The organism is Actinomadura sp. NPDC049753 (assembly GCF_040674655.1).
Classification (GTDB): domain Bacteria; phylum Actinomycetota; class Actinomycetes; order Streptosporangiales; family Streptosporangiaceae; genus Spirillospora; species Spirillospora verrucosospora.
This window is the reverse complement of sequence record NZ_JBFARL010000091.1, coordinates 13,561-30,844: the sequence shown is the minus strand read 5'-3', so window position 1 is coordinate 30,844 and position 17,284 is coordinate 13,561. Positions and strand designations below refer to the sequence as shown.

Sequence of the window (17,284 nt, the reverse complement as noted above, 5' to 3'; positions counted from 1 at the left end):
GGCTGCCCCGTCAGCAAGGCCTTGGCCGGCACCAAGATCACCCTTGACGCAGCGCACGTCGAGGGGACGAGGGCGGGCCGGCCCGGCGGCGCGGGGCACGGCAGGAGGGGGAGACGACGTGGCGGTGTTCGCCGAAGACGTGAACCTGGCCGGATACACCACGCTGCGGCTGGGCGGTCCCGCGCGGCGCTTCGTCGAGGCGACGACCGAGGCGGAGCTGGTCGCGGCCGTCCGCAAGGCCGACGACGAGGGCGAACCGGTCCTCGTGCTCGGCGGCGGCAGCAACCTCGTGGTGTCCGACGACGGGTTCCCCGGCACCGTCGTGCGCGTCGGGACCCGCGGCACCGAACGCGTCGCCGCCGAGGGCGGCAGGGTGCTCCTGCGCGTCCAGGCCGGCGAGGACTGGGACCCGTTCGTCGCCCGCTGCGTCGCCGACGGCCTCGCCGGGGTCGAGTGCCTGTCCGGGATCCCCGGCCGCGTCGGCGCGACGCCGATCCAGAACGTCGGCGCCTACGGGCAGGACGTCAGCGAGACGATCGTGGAGGTCCGCGCCTATGACCGGGAGGCCCGCGACTGCGTCGCCCTCGACCGCGACGCCTGCCGGTTCACCTACCGGCACAGCGCCTTCAAGGGCAACGACCGGTACGTCGTCCTGGACGTCACGTACGCCCTGGAGGAGTCCGAGGAGTCGCAGCCCATCGCCTACGCCGAGCTGGCGCGCAGGCTGGGCGTCCGGCCGGGGGACCGGGTCACGCTGAAGGAGGCCCGCGACGCCGTCCTCGAACTGCGGCGCGGCAAGGGCATGGTCCTGGACGCGAGCGACCCCGACACCCGCAGCGCCGGATCCTTCTTCACCAACCCGATCCTCGACCCGGACCGGCTCGCCGAGCTCGAACGCCGCGTCGCCGAGCGCCTCGGCCCGGACGCGACGTTCCCGCGATACCCGGAGGCCGACGGCCGGGTGAAGACGTCCGCGGCCTGGCTCATCGACCGCGCCGGGTTCACCAAGGGCCACGCGCGCGGCCCGGCCCGCATCTCCACCAAGCACACCCTCGCCCTCACCAACCCGGGCGGCGCCACCACCGCCGACCTGCTCGCGCTGGCCCGCGAGGTCCGCGACGGCGTCCGGGACGCGTTCGGCGTCGAGCTGGTGAACGAGCCCGTCATGGTGGGCGCGACCCTCTGACCTAGGGCCCGCCCGAGGCTCCTTGGTAGGGTGGACGGTGTCGAGGGGGAGTAGTCCCAATCGCGTGGTCGACATGCTGGCGCCGCCGACGGCGCCCGGTCACGCGGGCCCGGTCCACATCGCGGCGGACGAGACCTTCGGCCTGGCAGTCATGCCGGGCCGAGGTCGTGCGCGCGAGCCCCCGCCCTTCGCCCGGCGAGCACGAGCGAAAGGGACCAGGTGACCGCCTTCCTCATCAGTCTGGCCGTGATCTTCGTGGCCGAGCTGGGCGACAAGAGCCAGCTCATGGCCATGACGTTCGCCACCCGCTTCCGCGCCCTCCCGGTGCTGATCGGCATCACGGCCGCGACCGCGATCGTCCACCTGGCCAGCGTCGCCCTCGGCGCGGCCCTCGGCGCCGCGCTCCCCACCGGCCCGATCTCGATCATCGCCGGCATCGCGTTCCTCGGCTTCGCGCTGTGGACGCTGCGCGGCGACGAGCTGGACGACGCCGAGCGCGACAAGGCGCGCCTGGCCACCGGGTCGGCGATCCTCGCCGTCGGCGGGGCGTTCTTCCTCGCCGAGCTCGGCGACAAGACGATGCTCGCCACCGTCACGCTCGCCGCCGACCACGGCGGGCTCGCCGGGCTGACCGGCGTCTGGCTCGGATCGACCGTCGGGATGGTCGCCGCCGACGCGCTCGCCATCGTCGTCGGCCAGATCCTCGGCCGCAGGCTGCCCGAGCGCGTCATCAAGTACGGCGCAGCGGCGGGGTTCGCCGTTTTCGGCGTCCTGCTGCTGATCGAGGGCATCACCGCGTGACCCGGCGGGAACACTCCCTCCAGGGCCCTTGAGCAACCGCGAGGCTCCACCGCGGAAGGGCCCGGACGGGAGTTACCACCGTGGCCCTACCCGCCTCCCTCCCCCCGCCGCGGCAGGCGCTCGGCACGCGGCTCCAGCTGAGCGACGAGGCCGCCGCCCGCATCCGCGAACTGATCATGGACGGACGCATCCGCCCCGGCGACCACCTGCGGCTGGAACGGCTGGCCCTGGAGTTCGGCATCAGCGTCACGCCCGTCAGGGAGGCGCTGAAGTCGCTGCGCAGCGAGGGCTTCGTCGTCCTGGAGCCGCGGCGCGGGTTCGTCGTCGCGCCGCTGTCGGAGCGGGACGTCCAGGACCTGTTCTGGGTGCAGGCGAACATCGCCGCCGAGCTGACCGTGCGCGCCGCGCCCCGGATCGGCCCCGCCGCCCTGGAACGCCTGGACGGCCTCCAGCGCGCCCTGGCCCGCGACAAGGCCGCGCGCCGCCCCGACCTCATGGAGGAGCGCAACCACCGCTTCCACCGCGAGATCAACCTGGCCGCCGACTCGCCGAAACTCGCCTGGTCGCTCGGCACGGCCGCCCGGTACGTGCCGCGCGGCCTGTACGGGCGCCTCGCCGGCTGGCCGGACGTCGCCGTCCGCGACCACGGGCGGATCCTGGCGGCGCTCCGGGACGGCGACGCCCGCGCGGCCGGCGAGGAGATGCACGCCCACATCGTCCGGGCCGGGGAGCTGCTGGCAGGCCACCTCGAACGCCGGGGCCTGTGGCGCCCGTCCACATGATCGCCGCAGCCCGCCGCGGTCGTCGGCGCGGTCGTCAGCGCGGCCCGTCGCCGAGCCAGGCGTCGACGCCCGCCAGCAGCCGCCGCCGCACGTCGTCCGGGGCCGCCGAGGCCCGGATCGACTGCCGGGCCAGCTCCGCCAGCTCGGCGTCGGTGAACGCGTGCTCGGTGCGGGCCAGCTCGTACTGGCGCGCCAGCCGCGATCCGAACAGCAGCGGGTCGTCGGCGCCGAGCGCGATCGACGCGCCCGCCTCGAACAGCCGCCGCAGCGGGACGTCCGACGCCGTCGCCGCCACGCCGAGACCCACGTTCGACGCCGGGCAGACCTCCAGCGTGACCCCGCGGTCCACGATGCGCTCCAGGAGCCGCGGGTCCTCGACGGCGCGGACCCCGTGCCCGATCCGGTCGGCCTCCAGCGTCTCCAGGCACTCGCGGACGCTCGCCGGGCCGAGCAGCTCGCCGCCGTGCGGGTCCGACAGCAGCCCGCCGCGTTTGGCGATCCTGAACGCGCCCTCGAAGTCGTAGGCGCGGCCCCGCCGCTCGTCGTTGGACAGGCCGAACCCGACGACGCCCCTGCCGGTGTAGCGCACGGCGAGGCGCGCGAGGGTCTTGGCGTCCAGCGGATGCCGCGTCCGGTTCGCCGCGATCACCACGCCGACGCCGACGCCGGTCGCCTCCGACGCCTGGCGCGCGGCGTCCAGCACCAGCTCCACGGTCGGGGTCAGGCCGCCGAAGCGCCCCGCGTACCCGCTCGGGTCGACCTGGATCTCCAGCCAGCCCGACCCCTCGGCGGCCTCGTCCTCGGCCGTCTCGCGCAGCAGCCGGCGCAGGTCGTCCGGCGTCTGCAGGACGGAGCGGGCGATGTCGTACAGGCGCTGGAACCGGAACCAGCCGCGCTCGTCGGTCGCGTGCAGCCGGGGCGGCCAGTCCTCGACGAGGGCGTCGGGCAGGTGGACGCCGTGCAGGCCGGCGAGCTCCACGAGCGTGGAGTGCCGCATCGACCCGGTGAAGTGAAGGTGCAGGTGCGCCTTGGGGAGCAGGGCCACGTCCGGGCGGGCGGGACCGCGCGCGGGCGCGGGCTCCCGGGGGTCCGGCATGGGACGGTGCTCGGCCGGACGGGCTGAAACGGTACGGGCCTCCATGACCCAATGTTGCCGGATCATCGTTCTCCTCGAACGCCCGCCCCCGCAGGATCACTACACCGGACTACCTCGCATGACACCCGGCGGCCATCGCGCCCCATGGGCATCCCCGAAAAAACTTTGGAATCCCGTGCAACCCCCCACCGGCACCGTGCGTATACGAGGGGCGCCAGAGAGAGACAGGCACCCCCGAAGCACCACCTTGCCTCTGAAGGGATTCACGATGATCACGCTGAAGGCCGCCTTGATCGCAGCGTCCGCCGTCGGGACCGTGGCCGTGGGCGGCGGCGCGACGTGGGCCATGACCGGCTCCCACCACGAGGCCGGCCTCCAGTCGAGCAGCGCCAAGGCCCCCGCCGTGGAGCGCAGGCTTCAGGACGCCGCGCCCAAGACCGCCCCGACGTGCCTGCCGGCGAACCTCCCGGCCAAGCCCGGACTGCCCAAGGTCCCGGCCGACGGGGTGAAGAAGCAGGTCGAGCAGCACCTCAAGCAGAACCCGGCCACCCCGCACCTGCCGGAGGGGCAGCTGCCGAAGACCGGCGTCCCCGGCAAGGACCTGCCGGAGGTCGGCATCCCGAACACCGAGCTCCCCGGCGCGAAGCTCCCCGACGGCAAGACCGTCCCCGCCAAGCCCGGCGTCCCGGCGAACCTGCCCACCTGCGCGCCGTCCACCGGCGACCTGCCCGGCGGCGCCCCGGCGGCCAAGCCGAACGCGCAGGTGCCCGGCGCGCCCGCCAAGCCCGCGCTGCCGGCGCTGCCCAAGCTCGACTGCAGCACGCTGAAGCCCGCCGTGAAGGTCGGCGGCCCCGTCGAGAAGACCGTCATGACCGCCAAGGGCCTGCGCTACGTGTCGGCCGTCCCCGGCTCCGCCGACCTGCGCAAGGCGCAGATCTGCGCCGTCACGCAGAAGTGGACCGGCAAGGCCGGCCAGTGGCTCACCGTCGAGACGATCAAGACGCGCGCCGGCATGACGCAGGAGCAGCTGCGCCAGGCGCTCGGCCTGCCGCAGGGCGGCACCCCGCTGACCATCGCCGGCGTGGCCGCCTGGCAGAGCCCGAACGGCAGCGGCGTGCTGCTGTTCGACCCGAACGGGACCTCGCTGTTCGTCAACGGCAGCCCCGTCCTGGCCGGTGGGACGAAGGACGTGGCCGCCGCCCTGCGCAACGCGGGCTGACACCCGGTAACGGACCAGGGCGAAACCAGTAACACCAGTAACACAACACAGGCGTGGGCGGGCGGCCTTGGCGCGGAGGCCGCCCGTCCCCGACGAGACAAACTGCCGGAACCGCTCTAGCCGGGACGGAGCACTGTGGGGCGTCGAGACGACGAGTCGTTCGTGGAGTTCGTGGCGGCACGCGGCGATGCCCTGCTGCGCACCGCGGCACTGATGTGCGGGGCCCGGCAGGACGCCGAGGACATCCTGCAGACCGCGCTCGAGAAGGCCTACCGCCACTGGGGGCGGCTGGAGGCGGGCAGCGATCCCGAGCCCTACGTCCGCCGGATCCTGGTCAACCTGGTGATCAGCCGGTCCCGGCGGTGGAAGGTGCTCCGGGAGATCCAGATGGCGAGGCTCCCGGAGACGCCGGCCGACTCGCCGAACCATTCCGTCGAGCTGAGGGGGACCCTCATGGACGAGCTGCGCAAGCTCGGCCCGCGGCAGCGCGCGGTCCTGGTCCTGCGCTTCTGGGAGGACCTTTCGGAGGCGGAGACGGCCCAGGCTCTCGGCTGCTCGGTCGGAACGGTGAAGAGCCAGGCGTCCCGGGGGCTCGCCAGGCTCCGGGAACGCCTCGACAGGAACCTGGCCCCACTGGGGAGATGAGCGATGGATCTGGAGAGTGAACTGCGGAAGGCCATGGCCGAGCAGGTGGCCGGGGCGACCGCGTCACAGTCGCTCGTCACCGACGTCAAGCGCCGCCACCGCCGCCGCAAGGCCCGGCTCCACGCGGCCGCCGGCGTCGCGGCCGCGTCGGTCGCGGCCCTGGCCCTCGTGCCCACCTATCAGTCGTTCCGGGCCACACCGGCCGGAGACACCGAGACGACCCGTCCCAGCAACACCGTCTCGCCTCTCCGGCTGCCGGAGCGACCTCCCGCCTCGGGCCTCCCCGGGTCCCCGTCCCCCAAGGGGAGGACCGAGGCGGGAGCCTCCCGCAAGCCGGAGGCGCGCGGCTCGTCCGGCGACGGGCGCACCCCGGTCAGGCCGGGCCCGGGCGGCGTCGCGGGCGCGCTGCCGGAATGGATCACGTATCTGCCGGAGGGACTGGCCGCCGTCGGCCCCTGCGAGGTCACCGGCGACGCCGACCGCAGGACCACGACCTGCGCGTGGCGCGGCGACGGCGGCTGGGTGGAGGTCGCGCTCGTGAAGGGCGGCGGGCTGACCGGCCCGCAGGACCTGATGCGCGTGCCCGGAATCCCCGGCCGCACGTCCGTGCACGGCATGCCCGCGCTGACCGGCGACCGCCCCGACTCCTCGCGGCAGATCTCCTGGCTGGCGCGGCGCGGAGTCGGCGTCACCGTGACCGCCTCCGGTGCGGCCAAGGACCGGCTCATGCGCATCGCCGAGGGCGTGCGCCCCTGAACCCCGTTCCGGCGGGGCGTCCCACGGCGGAGAGGGGCCGCTCGCGGGGCGTCCCGCCGGACTTCCCGGGACGGGAACCGGCGGAACCCGTCCCATGCGAAACCGGCCCCGGGAATTGTGCACCCGGGGCCGGTTTCGTGTGCGCGGGTTCGCGCGCGCGGCGTGCTCGCGGAGGTCAGCTCGCCTCGGACAGCAGCTTCGCGACGCGCGACACGCCCTCGACCAGGTCGTCGTCGCCCAGCGCGTAGGAGAGCCGGAAGTAGCCCGGCGTGCCGAACGCCTCGCCGGGCACCAGCGCGACCTCGGCCTCCTCAAGGATCAGCGACGCCAGCTCCACCGACGTCTCGGGGCGCCTGCCGCGCAACTGCTTGCCGAGCAGCGCCTTGACCGACGGGTAGGCGTAGAACGCGCCCTCCGGCTCGGGGCACACCATGCCCGGGATCTCGTTCAGCATCCGCACCATCGTCTGCCGGCGCCGGTCGAACGCCCTGCGCATCTCCGCGACGGCCGACAGGTCGCCGGTCACGGCGGCGAGCGCGGCGGCCTGGGAGACGTTCGCCACGTTGGACGTCGCGTGCGACTGCAGGTTCTGGGCGGCCTTCACCACGTCCGCCGGGCCGATCAGCCAGCCGACCCGCCAGCCGGTCATCGCGTAGGTCTTGGCCACCCCGTTCAGGACGAGCGTCCGGTCGGCCAGCTCCGGCACCACCACGGGCATCGAGTGGAACTCGGCGTCGCCGTACACCAGGTGCTCGTAGATCTCGTCGGTGACGACCCACAGGCCGTGCCCGTCGGCCCAGCGCCCGATCGCCTCGATCTCGTCGCGGCTGTAGACCGCCCCCGTCGGGTTGGACGGCGAGACGAACAGCAGCACCTTCGTCCGGTCGGTGCGGGCCGACTCCAGCTGCTCGACGCTGACCTTGTAGCCGGTGGTCTCGTCGGCGACGACGTCCACGGGCACCCCGCCCGCCAGCTTGATCGACTCGGGGTAGGTCGTCCAGTACGGCGTCGGGACGATCACCTCGTCGCCCGGGTCGAGCAGCGCCGCGAACGCCTCGTACACCGCCTGCTTGCCGCCGTTGGTCACGAGCACCTGCGAGGCCTCGACCCGGTAGCCGGAGTCGCGCTCGGTCTTCTCGGCGATCGCGGCGCGCAGCTCGGGCAGCCCGCCCGCGGGCGTGTACTTGTGGAAGCGCGGCACCCGGCACGCGGTCACAGCGGCCTCGACGATGTAGTCGGGCGTCGGGAAGTCGGGCTCGCCCGCGCCGAACCCGATGACCGGGCGGCCCGCCGCCTTCAGCGCCTTGGCCTTGGCGTCGACGGCCAGCGTTGCGGACTCGGATATCGCGGCGATGCGCTTGGAGATGCGAGGACGATCGATGCTCATACCCCTATCGTTACAGACGTCGCACCGGGACCCGCAGCCATATATCCGGGCCGGTGGGACGGGTCCCCCCCGTGGCCTTCCCGAGACCCCCCGATATCCGGTTCGACGCGGGCCCCTTGGGCACGTAGACTCCTCCTCCAAGTGACGTGTCGCCGGTATACGCGCCTGTCCGCACGCGGGCACCGATCAGGCCGTAAGCTGGGACCCGGCACCCACCCGATCCTGTGGTCGGGTTTCTCCTTAGCCGGAGAAGCGAAGGGCAGTGGCTCAATTGGTAGAGCTCCGGTCTCCAAAACCGGCGGTTGGGGGTTCGAGTCCCTCCTGCCCTGCGAGGTGCGGTGCGCGCACCCGTGCCGGCCGCGCCATGGCGTCGCCGTGGCACTCCGCGGCACGGGACCGCGCGGCAACCACAGGGTGGTTGAATCACGACCTATGAGGTGAACGGCGGCAAATGGCGACTGAGACTCGCGACGAGCCCGAGGCCAAGGACGAGGGCAAGGGCAAGAAGAAGGCCCCTTCCAAGCGGACCTCGCCCGCGCTGTTCGTGCGCCAGATCATCGCCGAGCTGCGCAAGGTCATCTGGCCGACGCGGCGGGAGTTGATCACCTACACGACCGTCTCGCTGGTGTTCGTGCTGGTCATGGTCGCGCTCGTCTCCGGCATCGACTACGGGTTGCAGAAGGGCATCTACGAGCTCTTCGGCTGACGCCGCCCGGCCCGGGCCGGGCGACGGGCCCCGCCGTACCTTCGCAAGTCCATCACCGCAGACCGAGAGAAGAGTTGACCGTGTCCGAGCCCTCACAGCCCTACGACGAGGCCGTTGAAGAGGCCCAGTCCGCTGCGGCTGCTGCGGCCGACCAGGCGGCTGAGCCCGCCGACGAGACGGCCGAGGCGGTCGTCTCCGCCGGCGACGCCGAGCCCGCGGACACGAAGCTCGAAGGCGAGGGCCCCGCGCCGGACGCGGCCGAGGGCGCCGCCGAGCTCGCCGCGTCCGTCGAGGGCGAGGGCGCCGCCGAGGAGGAGGCGGACGAGGAGGAGGCCGCCGCCGAGCCGCCGGCCGACCCGTACGCCGACTTCAAGATGCAGCTGCGCCTCCAGCCGGGCGACTGGTACGTCGTGCACTCCTACGCGGGCTACGAGAACCGGGTCAAGACCAACATCGAGACCCGCACGCAGACCCTCAACATGGAGGACTACATCTTCCAGATCGAGGTCCCGCAGCACGAGGTGACCGAGATCAAGGGCGGCAAGCGCCAGAAGGTCAACGAGAAGGTCCTGCCGGGCTACATCCTCGTCCGCATGGAGCTCACCGACGAGTCGTGGGCCGCGGTCCGCAACACCCCGGGCGTCACCGGGTTCGTCGGCCTGCTGAACAAGCCGTCCCCGCTCAGCCTGGACGAGGTCGCCAACCTGCTGGCCCCCGAGCCGGAGGAGGGCGTCGCCAAGGCCGCCAAGGAGCAGGCCAAGGCCCCCGCCACCGTCGACTACGAGGTCGGCGAGTCGGTCACCGTCATGGACGGCCCGTTCGCCACCCTCCCCGCCACCGTCAACGAGATCAACGCCGAGCAGCAGAAGCTCAAGGTGCTGGTCTCCATCTTCGGTCGCGAGACGCCGGTCGAGCTCTCCTTCAACCAGGTCTCCAAGATCTGACAGGTCTCCGAGGTCTCACCCCGTCCTCGGGACGCGTCCGGGCCGCTCAGGCCAGGCCGTATCCTGGACGGGCCGTCCCCGCCGAGGCGGGGGCGGGTTCGGGTGCCCGGCCTCCGATGATCGGAGACCGGCGCCCATCGGCCCCGCTCGCGCGGGGATGGCCCCAAGAAGATCGCTGCGCTCGTCAAGGTGCAGCTCTGCTCCCCGCGCACGCGGGGACACGGGGTCGGTCAAGGTCCCAACGCGGCGGTCTAGTTCCGCCCGCCGTGTTGCCCGGTCTCCGGGAGTCGGGACCACAGAGAAACGGAACACGAGGGAGAGGCATGCCTCCCAAGAAGAAAAAAATCGCCGCTTTGGTGAAGGTCCAGTTGCAGGCCGGGCAGGCCACGCCGGCGCCGCCCGTCGGTACCGCGCTCGGTCCGCACGGCGTCAACATCATGGACTTCTGCAAGCAGTACAACGCTGCCACGGAGTCCCAGCGCGGCAACGTCATCCCCGTAGAGATCACCATCTACGAGGACCGGTCGTTCAGCTTCGTCACCAAGACCCCGCCGGCCGCGCAGCTCATCCTGAAGGCCGCGGGCGTGGAGAAGGGCAGCGGCGAGCCGCACAAGACCAAGGTCGGCTCGGTCACCCGCGACCAGATCCGTGAGATCGCCACGACCAAGATGCCCGACCTCAACGCCAAGGACCTGGACGCCGCCGAGAAGATCGTCGCCGGCACCGCGCGGTCGATGGGCATCGAGGTCAAGTAAGACGTCCCAGTGGGAGGGCCGGCGCTGGCCCCTACCACGAGTTCCGTCTGGAGGAACGCACATGAAGCGCAGCAAGGGCTACCGCGCCGCGGCGGAGAAGATCGACCGGGAGCGGCTGTACAGCCCGGTCGAGGCCGTGAAGCTGGCCAAGGAGACCGCGGTCACCAAGTTCGACGCGACCGTCGAGGTCGCCATGCGGCTGGGCGTCGACCCGCGCAAGGCCGACCAGATGGTCCGCGGCACGGTCAACCTGCCGCACGGCACCGGCAAGACGGCCCGCGTGCTCGTCTTCGCCGTCGGCGCCAAGGCGCAGGAGGCCGAGGCGGCGGGCGCCGACCTGGTCGGCTCGGACGACCTGATCGAGCGGATCCAGGGCGGCTTCCTGGACTTCGACGCCGTGGTCGCGACCCCGGACCAGATGGGCAAGGTCGGCCGGCTCGGCCGGGTGCTCGGTCCGCGCGGCCTGATGCCGAACCCGAAGACCGGCACGGTCACGATGGACGTGTCCAAGGCCGTCTCCGACATCAAGGGCGGCAAGATCGAGTTCCGTGTCGACCGGCACGCGAACCTGCACTTCATCATCGGCAAGGCGTCCTTCGACGAGCGCCAGCTGGTGGAGAACTACGCCGCCGCGGTCGACGAGATCCAGCGTCTCAAGCCGTCCGCCGCGAAGGGCCGGTATGTCAAGAAGGCGGCGCTGACCACGTCGATGGGCCCGAGCATCCCGGTGGACCCGAACGCGGTCCGCAACCTGACGGCCGAGCTCGAAGAGGCCTGATCGAGCCCGGCGTCGAACGCCGTCGAGCAGGGCGTCCCCGCCATGGGGGCGCCCTGCTCGCTTTTCCACAGGCTGTGGACGGTCGGCCGCCTTCCCGGGTCGCGGTCAGCGGGACACGGCCGTCCTCGCCGACCGGTCCGCCGCTAGATTCGGCGCCCGAATCGTCGGCGAAGGGGATGTGATGGGCGGGACGCGGCGCCGGGACGTCCACCGGCTGTACGACGTGCTCGGCGCGGCCGCGGAGGACGCCCCCGAGGCTCCTGCCCTGTCGGTCGACGGCACGACGTGGACGTTCCGCGAGCTGCGCGCCCGGACGGACGCGCTGAGCGGGCACCTGTCCGCGCGGTGCTCGCCCGGGGCGCGGGTGGCGCTGCTCGCGCACAACCGGCTGGAGTACGTGGCGGCCTACTACGGGGTTCCGCGCGAAGGCAGGATCCTCGTGCCGCTCAACCAGAGGCTGCATCCGCGCGAATGGGCCGACCAGGTCGTCCGCTGCGGCGCCGAGCTCGTCATCGGTGAGCCGGAGCTGCTGGAGAGGCTGGCCCGCGAGGGGGGACTTCCCGCAGGGCGTCCGCCGCTCGTGGACGTCGCCGACCTGCCGTGGGACGGCCCGGCCCCTTCCCAGGAGGATGACCGCGATCCGGCCGAGGTCGCCTGGCTGATGTTCACCAGCGGCACGACCGGCAGGCCGAAGGGCGTGCGGCTCACCCACAGGAGCCTGCTGGCGGGGATGGCGGTCACGGCGTCGGGCCGTCCCGTGTTGCCGGACGACGTGTTCTGCACGCCGTTCCCCTTGTGCCATGTGGCGGGCTACCAGGTCGTCCTGCATCACCTTTTCCGGCGTCACGCCGTCGTGCTGCGCCGGTTCGGTCCGGCCGCCCTGGTGGACGCGGCGCGCCGGCACGGCGTCACGAACCTGTCGCTCGCTCCGACGATGCTGGAGGACCTGCTCGCCCATCTGGACGGGGACCCGGCGGGGCTGGAGGCGCTGCGGGCCACCGTCCGGGTGATCGCGTACGGGTCGGCGCCGATGCCGGTGCCGCTGCTGCGTCGTGCGGACGGGGTGCTCGGCTGCGACCTGAACCAGGGGTACGGCATGACCGAGCTGTCGGGCAACGCGACGTTCCTGTCCCCGGCGGACCACCGTGCGGCGGTGGCGGGCAGGCCGGAGCTGGCGGCGTCGGCGGGCCGGCCGGGCGACGGCGCGGAGGTCGCGGTGATCGGCGACGACGGGTCACCGGTGCCGCCCGGCGCGCTGGGCGAGGTGGTCGTCCGGGGAGCGCAGGTGGCGGACGGGTACTGGGACGATCCCGAGGCGACCGCCGAGGCGTTCGCGGGCGGCTGGTTCCGGACCGGCGACGCGGGCCGCGTCGACGGGGACGGCTACCTGTACCTCGCCGACCGGATCAAGGACGTGATCATCACGGGCGGGGAGAACGTCTCGTCGCGCGAGGTCGAGGACGTCCTGCGCACGGTCCCGGGGGTGGGCGAGGTCGCGGTGGTGGGGCTGCCCGATCCGCGCTGGGGCCAGTCGGTGTGCGCGGTGGTCGTGCCGGACGGCGTGCCGCCGCGAGTGGAGGACCTGACGGCGGCCTGCCGAGCGCGGCTCGCCGGTTTCAAGACGCCGCGGCGCGTCGAGTTCGTGACGGCCCTCCCGCGCACCGGGACCGGCAAGGTCCGCAAGGCCGCCCTCCGCGCCGAGCTCTCGGGCCGCGCCGAGCTCTCGGGCCGCGCCGAGCTCTCGGGCAGCGCCGAGCTCTCGGGCAGCGCCGAGCTCTCGGACCGCGCCGAATCGCCCGACCGCACCGAGCTGACAGACTGCCCCGAAATCCCCTGAATCGGTGGATACGCGTCTCGCAGTCCGGAACCGGACAATTTGGTATCCGATTGTTTTGTTACCGGCGAGGAACCTGGTGTTGAATTGCCCGCGTGAAGCGTCGTACCGATCGGGCCATCGCCATCTCCGCCGTGACCGCGGTGGCCGTCGTGCCCACGGCGATCCTGATGGTGGTGAAGATCGGGGGCGACTCGCCGAAGGACGCGGGGGTGCTGCCCCCCTCCGCGGCGATGGCCCAGCGTGACCCCGCCAACCCCAACGGCGCCGCGTCCGCCACGGTCTCCCCGGGCACGCCCGGCGCGCCGGGAGCCGCCCCGGGCGCGAGCGCGCGTCCCGGCACGCGCACGCCCGGAGGCGGGGGCGCCGCGCACAACCTGCCGACGGCGCCGCCCCAGCCCGGTCCCAGCCTGCACTCCTTCACCCGCAGGACGGACCTGAAGGTGACGGTCGGGTCGGACGGCGACTACCAGCGCGCCACCGAGACGGCCACGTTCACGCTGTGGCCGAAGTTCGCGATGAGCGCCACCGGCGTCACGCAGACGATGAAGGGCGGCGAGCTGTCCAAGGTCACCCAGAAGGTGATCGTCCAGGGGAGCACGCTCAAGGGCTACGACGGGCAGAAGTGGACGCGGTCCACGCTGACCCCGGCGCAGCTGGGCAGCCTGCAGAGCGGCTCCGACCCCCGGCAGTTCACCTTCATGATCGGGACGCTCCCCGGCATGACGGCGAGCGAGCCGGACGCCGCCGGGCTGACGCGCTTCACCGCGCAGACGCTCATGGGCGGCGTGTACGCGCTGCTGCCGCAGGACGCGGTGGCGGCGTTCCGCAAGTGGGTGCCGGACGACACCGGATGCGGGCTCGACCTGCTGGCCGACAGCGAGGCCCGGCCGACCTCGATCAGCCTCAGCGGGCAGGCGCCCGGCGCCGGGCTGGCCGGGTCGATGACCTTCGGCGCCTACCGCTGAAGCGGCTTCGGAACGCCGGACCACCCTGACGTCGGGTCAGGGGAACGGCTACGCCGTTGGTCGTACCGGGCGGGGGCCCATTCGTACCACCGGGGGATGCCCTTCCGTTAACGCCCGAAGAGACTGGGAACACCAGCAGGGCGACAAGGGAGGCTCAACCCGTATGAACCGACGACTCGTGGTGGCGGCCGGCGGCACCGCAGTGGGCGCCGCGCTCCTCCTGTCCGGATGCAACGGGGACGGGACGGAGAACACCGGCAACATGAAGCTCAGCGCGAACCAGGCGCTGCTGAAGGCGTCCGAGAAGACCGGCAAGGCCGACACGTTCAAGGCCGATCTGACGGTGACGGGCACCGGTGACGGCGGCGGGAAGGTCCACGCCAACGGGCAGTTCCGGCTGCGTCCGTCGCTGGAGTTCAGCGCGAAGCTGGATGACTTCAGCCAGAACGGGCAGAGCGTGCCGGGCGCCAAGGGCCAGGCCGTCTTCACCGGCAACGCCCTGTACGCGAAGGTCCCGCAGCTCGCGCAGTTCGTCAGCGGCGGCAAGCCGTGGGTGAAGATCGACGTGAACCAGATGGCGCAGCGGACCGGCTTCGACGTCCGGGGCCTGGTCGACCAGGTGCAGAAGGTGGACCCGGCCGAGCAGACGAAGATGTTCACCGGCTCCAAGGACGCCCGCAGGGTCGGCACCGAGACGGTCGACGGCGTCAAGACGACGCACTACGCCGGGACGGTCACCGTCGAGGACGCGCTGAACCGGCTCGACGCGCAGGCCCGCGCGAAGGTCCAGCAGTGGCTGCCGAAGGACCGCGCCAACGGCAAGATCAACTTCGATCTGTGGACGGACGGCGACAACCTGCCGCGCAAGCTCGTCTCCAAGGCGACCGGCGCGAAGGGCGAGAACGGGTCGGTGACCGTCCTCTACAGCGACTACGGCAAGTCGTTCAGGGTGAACACGCCTCCGTCCGATCAGGTGGGGCAGCTGTCCCTCCCGGGCGTCCTCGGCGGCAACTGAGAACGGTGAACCGCAGCGGGGTCTTTTGCGTCTGATGTACCGTTCGGCCCTACCCCTCGGGTGCCAAGGAGAGCAAGGAGACCCCCCTGATGATCCGTCGTTTCGCGGCAGGCACGGCGCTGGCCACCGGCCTCGCCCTCTCGCTGACCGGCTGCCTCGGCGAGGCCGGGAAGACGGTGGACGACGCCGGCAAGGGGCTCCGGCTGTCCGCCGCGCAGGTCCTCGGCAAGGCCGCCGAGAAGACCGGCCAGATCGACTCGTTCCAGGCCGACCTGACGATGAAGTCGACCGGCTCGTCGACGGGTGACGTGACGATGAACGGCACGATGCAGTACCGCACGAAGCCCGACCTGGCCTACAGCATGAACTTCGGGCAGATGACGGTCGCGGGCAAGCCGATGTCCGGCATGGAGCAGCGGCTCGTCGGCCGGAACATGTACATGAAGATGCCGATGCTGTCCCAGCTCGGCGGCGGGACCAAGCCCTGGATCAAGATCTCGCTGGACGAGCTGGGCGCCAAGTCCGGGATGAACATCGACGAGCTGCTCCAGCAGTCCCGGCAGATGGACCCGGTGCAGAACACCAAGATGCTGACGGCGTCCAAGGACGCGCGCGAGGTCGGCAAGGAGACCATCGACGGCGTCCAGACGACCCACTACACCGGCACCTACCGGATGGAGGACGCGGTCGCCAAGCTCTCCCCGGAGACGCAGGAGGCCTACCGCAAGAGCCTCGGCACGACCGGCCTCCAGGCCATGCACTTCGACCTGTGGGTGGACGGCCAGCAGCTGCCGCGCCAGATGACGATGAAGTCGACGGAGTCGACCGCGGGCGACATGACCATGACGATGAAGTACCGCGACTACGGCAAGCCGGTCCAGGTCACCGAGCCGCCGGCGAGCGAGGTCACGGACTTCGGCGAGATCATGAGCCGGCTCGGCAGCGGCGGTCTGCCCGGCGGCGCCTGATCCGGGCCTGAGCACGACCGAGGGACCGCGCCCCGCCCGGGGCGCGGTCCCTCGCTCTGTCCGCTGATTTGGTGTCCTTGGTCAGGGCACGTATGCTGTCCGATGCCGAAGACCGCCGGTCGTCACCTCCCGCGAGGTGACCGAAGGACCCGACTCAGTTCGGGCGGCCTGCGTAGGTGAGACGAGAGCTTCCCGCATGGCCTCCGTGCCGTGCCTGGACGCCCCGTGCGCCTGCGCCGGGGCGTTTTTTGGTGGATCGGCGCCCCAGTTCGTCCGCGGACTGCGGCGTGGATCGGACCACCCAGGTAATCGGAAGGAGGGCTATGGCCAAGGCCCACAAGGACGCGGCGATCGCCGAGCTCAAGGACGAGTTCGAGAGCTCCAACGGCGCCGTGCTGACCGAGTACCGCGGGCTTTCCGTCGCGCAGGTCAAGGAGCTGCGCGACAACCTCGGCGAGACCGCGCGGTTCCGCGTGGTGAAGAACACGCTGACCAAGCGCGCCGCGAACGAGGCCGGTGTCGACGAGCAGTTCCGTGAGCTGCTCGAAGGCCCGTCGGCCATCGCGTTCGTCCGCGGCGACGTCGTCGAGGCCGCCAAGGGCCTGCGCGACTTCGCCAAGGCGAACCCGATGCTGGTGATCAAGGGCGGTTTCATCGACGGTCAGTCGATGGACGCGGCCCAGATCACCAAGCTGGCGGACCTCGAGTCGCGCGAGGTGCTCCTCGCGAAGCTGGCCGGTGCGATGAAGGGCTCGATGGCCAACGCCGCCGCGCTGTTCAACGCTCTGCCGACGCAGGCCGCCCAGCTCGCCGAGGCGCTGCGCGCCAAGCGCGAGGCCGAGGGCGAGACCGCCGAGGCACCCGCCGCCGAGGCGTCCGCCGAGTAGGCAACCCGCGGTTCCCGTACCACCCCAGATCACAAGCCATAGCGGAGGAATCATCATGGCGAAGCTCAGCACCGACGACCTGCTCGACGCCTTCAAGGAGATGACCCTTCTCGAGCTCTCCGAGTTCGTGAAGCAGTTCGAAGAGGTCTTCGACGTCAAGGCCGCCGCCCCCGTCGCGGCCGTGGCCCCGGGCCAGGGCGCCCCTGTCGGCGGTGGCGAGGAGGCCCCGGCGCAGGACGAGTTCGACGTCATCCTCGAGGGTGCCGGCGACAAGAAGATCCAGGTCATCAAGGAGGTGCGCGCCCTGACGAGCCTCGGCCTCAAGGAGGCCAAGGACCTGGTCGACGGCGCGCCGAAGCCGCTGCTGGAGAAGGTCAACAAGGAGACGGCCGACAAGGCCAAGGAGGCCCTGGAGAAGGCCGGCGCCTCGGTCACCGTCAAGTAACGACGCTCCAGAGCTCGGAGCCCGCGCGGCTCCACCGCTCTCCAGGAGGCGGTCACCCCGATGGGGCGGCCGCCTCCTTGCGTTCGCGCGGGCGCCCGCGGGCCGGGCCGGC

General features: G+C 72.1%; 18 protein-coding genes and 1 tRNA gene. 17 read left to right on the top strand and 2 right to left on the bottom strand.

Annotated features, from left to right (window positions below):
- The first annotated feature begins 118 nt into the window (after positions 1 to 118).
- From AB0K37_RS23140 to AB0K37_RS23130, 3 genes are all read left to right on the top strand, one after another.
- On the top strand, positions 119 to 1,186 hold the full coding sequence (locus AB0K37_RS23140; RefSeq protein ID WP_363984321.1) for a UDP-N-acetylmuramate dehydrogenase: 1,068 nt from the start codon (positions 119 to 121) through the stop codon (positions 1,184 to 1,186).
- A 219-nt stretch (positions 1,187 to 1,405) separates the two neighbouring features.
- Positions 1,406 to 1,987: a TMEM165/GDT1 family protein gene (locus AB0K37_RS23135; protein ID WP_363984319.1), complete on the top strand. Its 582-nt coding sequence runs from the start codon at positions 1,406 to 1,408 to the stop codon at positions 1,985 to 1,987.
- Between the two features lie 80 nt (positions 1,988 to 2,067).
- The gene (locus tag AB0K37_RS23130; protein ID WP_363984317.1) at positions 2,068 to 2,769 is read left to right on the top strand and encodes a GntR family transcriptional regulator; all 702 of its coding nucleotides are present in this window, start codon (positions 2,068 to 2,070) and stop codon (positions 2,767 to 2,769) included.
- A 34-nt stretch (positions 2,770 to 2,803) separates the two neighbouring features.
- Here AB0K37_RS23130 and AB0K37_RS23125 read toward each other — a convergent pair whose 3' ends face one another.
- Positions 2,804 to 3,865, bottom strand: coding sequence for an adenosine deaminase (locus AB0K37_RS23125; RefSeq protein ID WP_363984323.1), 1,062 nt, complete (start codon positions 3,863 to 3,865; stop codon positions 2,804 to 2,806).
- A gap of 268 nt (positions 3,866 to 4,133) precedes the next feature.
- Here AB0K37_RS23125 and AB0K37_RS23120 point away from each other — a divergent pair, with 268 nt between their 5' ends.
- The 3 genes from AB0K37_RS23120 to AB0K37_RS23110 all read left to right on the top strand — a co-directional run bounded on the left by AB0K37_RS23120 (position 4,134) and on the right by AB0K37_RS23110 (position 6,485).
- Positions 4,134 to 5,084: a hypothetical protein gene (locus AB0K37_RS23120; protein ID WP_363984315.1), complete on the top strand. Its 951-nt coding sequence runs from the start codon at positions 4,134 to 4,136 to the stop codon at positions 5,082 to 5,084.
- Positions 5,085 to 5,219: 135 nt separating this feature from the next.
- Positions 5,220 to 5,729 carry a SigE family RNA polymerase sigma factor gene (locus AB0K37_RS23115; protein WP_185028546.1) on the top strand — a complete coding sequence of 170 codons (510 nt, stop codon included), beginning with the start codon at positions 5,220 to 5,222 and terminating at the stop codon, positions 5,727 to 5,729.
- A 3-nt stretch (positions 5,730 to 5,732) separates the two neighbouring features.
- On the top strand, positions 5,733 to 6,485 hold the full coding sequence (locus AB0K37_RS23110) for a hypothetical protein (RefSeq protein ID WP_363984313.1): 753 nt from the start codon (positions 5,733 to 5,735) through the stop codon (positions 6,483 to 6,485).
- 175 nt (positions 6,486 to 6,660) lie between these two features.
- On the opposite strand, the gene AB0K37_RS23105 is transcribed toward AB0K37_RS23110, so the two are convergent.
- Complete coding sequence (locus AB0K37_RS23105; protein ID WP_363984311.1) at positions 6,661 to 7,872, bottom strand: pyridoxal phosphate-dependent aminotransferase; 1,212 nt, start codon at positions 7,870 to 7,872, stop codon at positions 6,661 to 6,663.
- Between the two features lie 256 nt (positions 7,873 to 8,128).
- On the opposite strand from AB0K37_RS23105, the gene AB0K37_RS23100 reads away from it, so the two are divergent.
- From AB0K37_RS23100 to rplL, 11 genes are all read left to right on the top strand, one after another.
- Positions 8,129 to 8,201: transfer RNA gene (locus tag AB0K37_RS23100), tRNA-Trp, on the top strand.
- A gap of 122 nt (positions 8,202 to 8,323) precedes the next feature.
- A complete protein-coding gene (secE, locus tag AB0K37_RS23095; protein ID WP_363984309.1) occupies positions 8,324 to 8,578 on the top strand; it encodes a preprotein translocase subunit SecE in 255 nt (84 codons plus the stop codon).
- Between the two features lie 80 nt (positions 8,579 to 8,658).
- Positions 8,659 to 9,522 (top strand): transcription termination/antitermination protein NusG, encoded by an 864-nt coding sequence (gene nusG / locus AB0K37_RS23090; RefSeq protein WP_360581603.1) that lies wholly within the window; start codon positions 8,659 to 8,661, stop codon positions 9,520 to 9,522.
- Positions 9,523 to 9,845: 323 nt separating this feature from the next.
- On the top strand, positions 9,846 to 10,277 hold the full coding sequence (rplK, locus tag AB0K37_RS23085) for a 50S ribosomal protein L11 (RefSeq protein ID WP_345178434.1): 432 nt from the start codon (positions 9,846 to 9,848) through the stop codon (positions 10,275 to 10,277).
- Between the two features lie 61 nt (positions 10,278 to 10,338).
- Positions 10,339 to 11,055, top strand: a complete 717-nt coding sequence (gene rplA, locus AB0K37_RS23080; protein ID WP_149259625.1) for a 50S ribosomal protein L1 — start codon at positions 10,339 to 10,341, stop codon at positions 11,053 to 11,055.
- 181 nt (positions 11,056 to 11,236) lie between these two features.
- Positions 11,237 to 12,892 carry an AMP-binding protein gene (locus AB0K37_RS23075; RefSeq protein WP_363984306.1) on the top strand — a complete coding sequence of 552 codons (1,656 nt, stop codon included), beginning with the start codon at positions 11,237 to 11,239 and terminating at the stop codon, positions 12,890 to 12,892.
- A gap of 92 nt (positions 12,893 to 12,984) precedes the next feature.
- Positions 12,985 to 13,857, top strand: coding sequence for a hypothetical protein (locus AB0K37_RS23070; RefSeq protein ID WP_363984304.1), 873 nt, complete (start codon positions 12,985 to 12,987; stop codon positions 13,855 to 13,857).
- A gap of 163 nt (positions 13,858 to 14,020) precedes the next feature.
- Positions 14,021 to 14,872, top strand: a complete 852-nt coding sequence (locus AB0K37_RS23065; RefSeq protein WP_363984302.1) for a hypothetical protein — start codon at positions 14,021 to 14,023, stop codon at positions 14,870 to 14,872.
- An 89-nt stretch (positions 14,873 to 14,961) separates the two neighbouring features.
- Positions 14,962 to 15,840 (top strand): DUF6612 family protein, encoded by an 879-nt coding sequence (locus AB0K37_RS23060; protein ID WP_363984300.1) that lies wholly within the window; start codon positions 14,962 to 14,964, stop codon positions 15,838 to 15,840.
- Positions 15,841 to 16,163: 323 nt separating this feature from the next.
- Positions 16,164 to 16,727 (top strand): 50S ribosomal protein L10, encoded by a 564-nt coding sequence (rplJ, locus tag AB0K37_RS23055; protein WP_345178445.1) that lies wholly within the window; start codon positions 16,164 to 16,166, stop codon positions 16,725 to 16,727.
- Positions 16,728 to 16,782: 55 nt separating this feature from the next.
- Positions 16,783 to 17,172, top strand: coding sequence for a 50S ribosomal protein L7/L12 (gene rplL / locus AB0K37_RS23050; protein ID WP_363984298.1), 390 nt, complete (start codon positions 16,783 to 16,785; stop codon positions 17,170 to 17,172).
- Positions 17,173 to 17,284 lie beyond the last annotated feature (112 nt).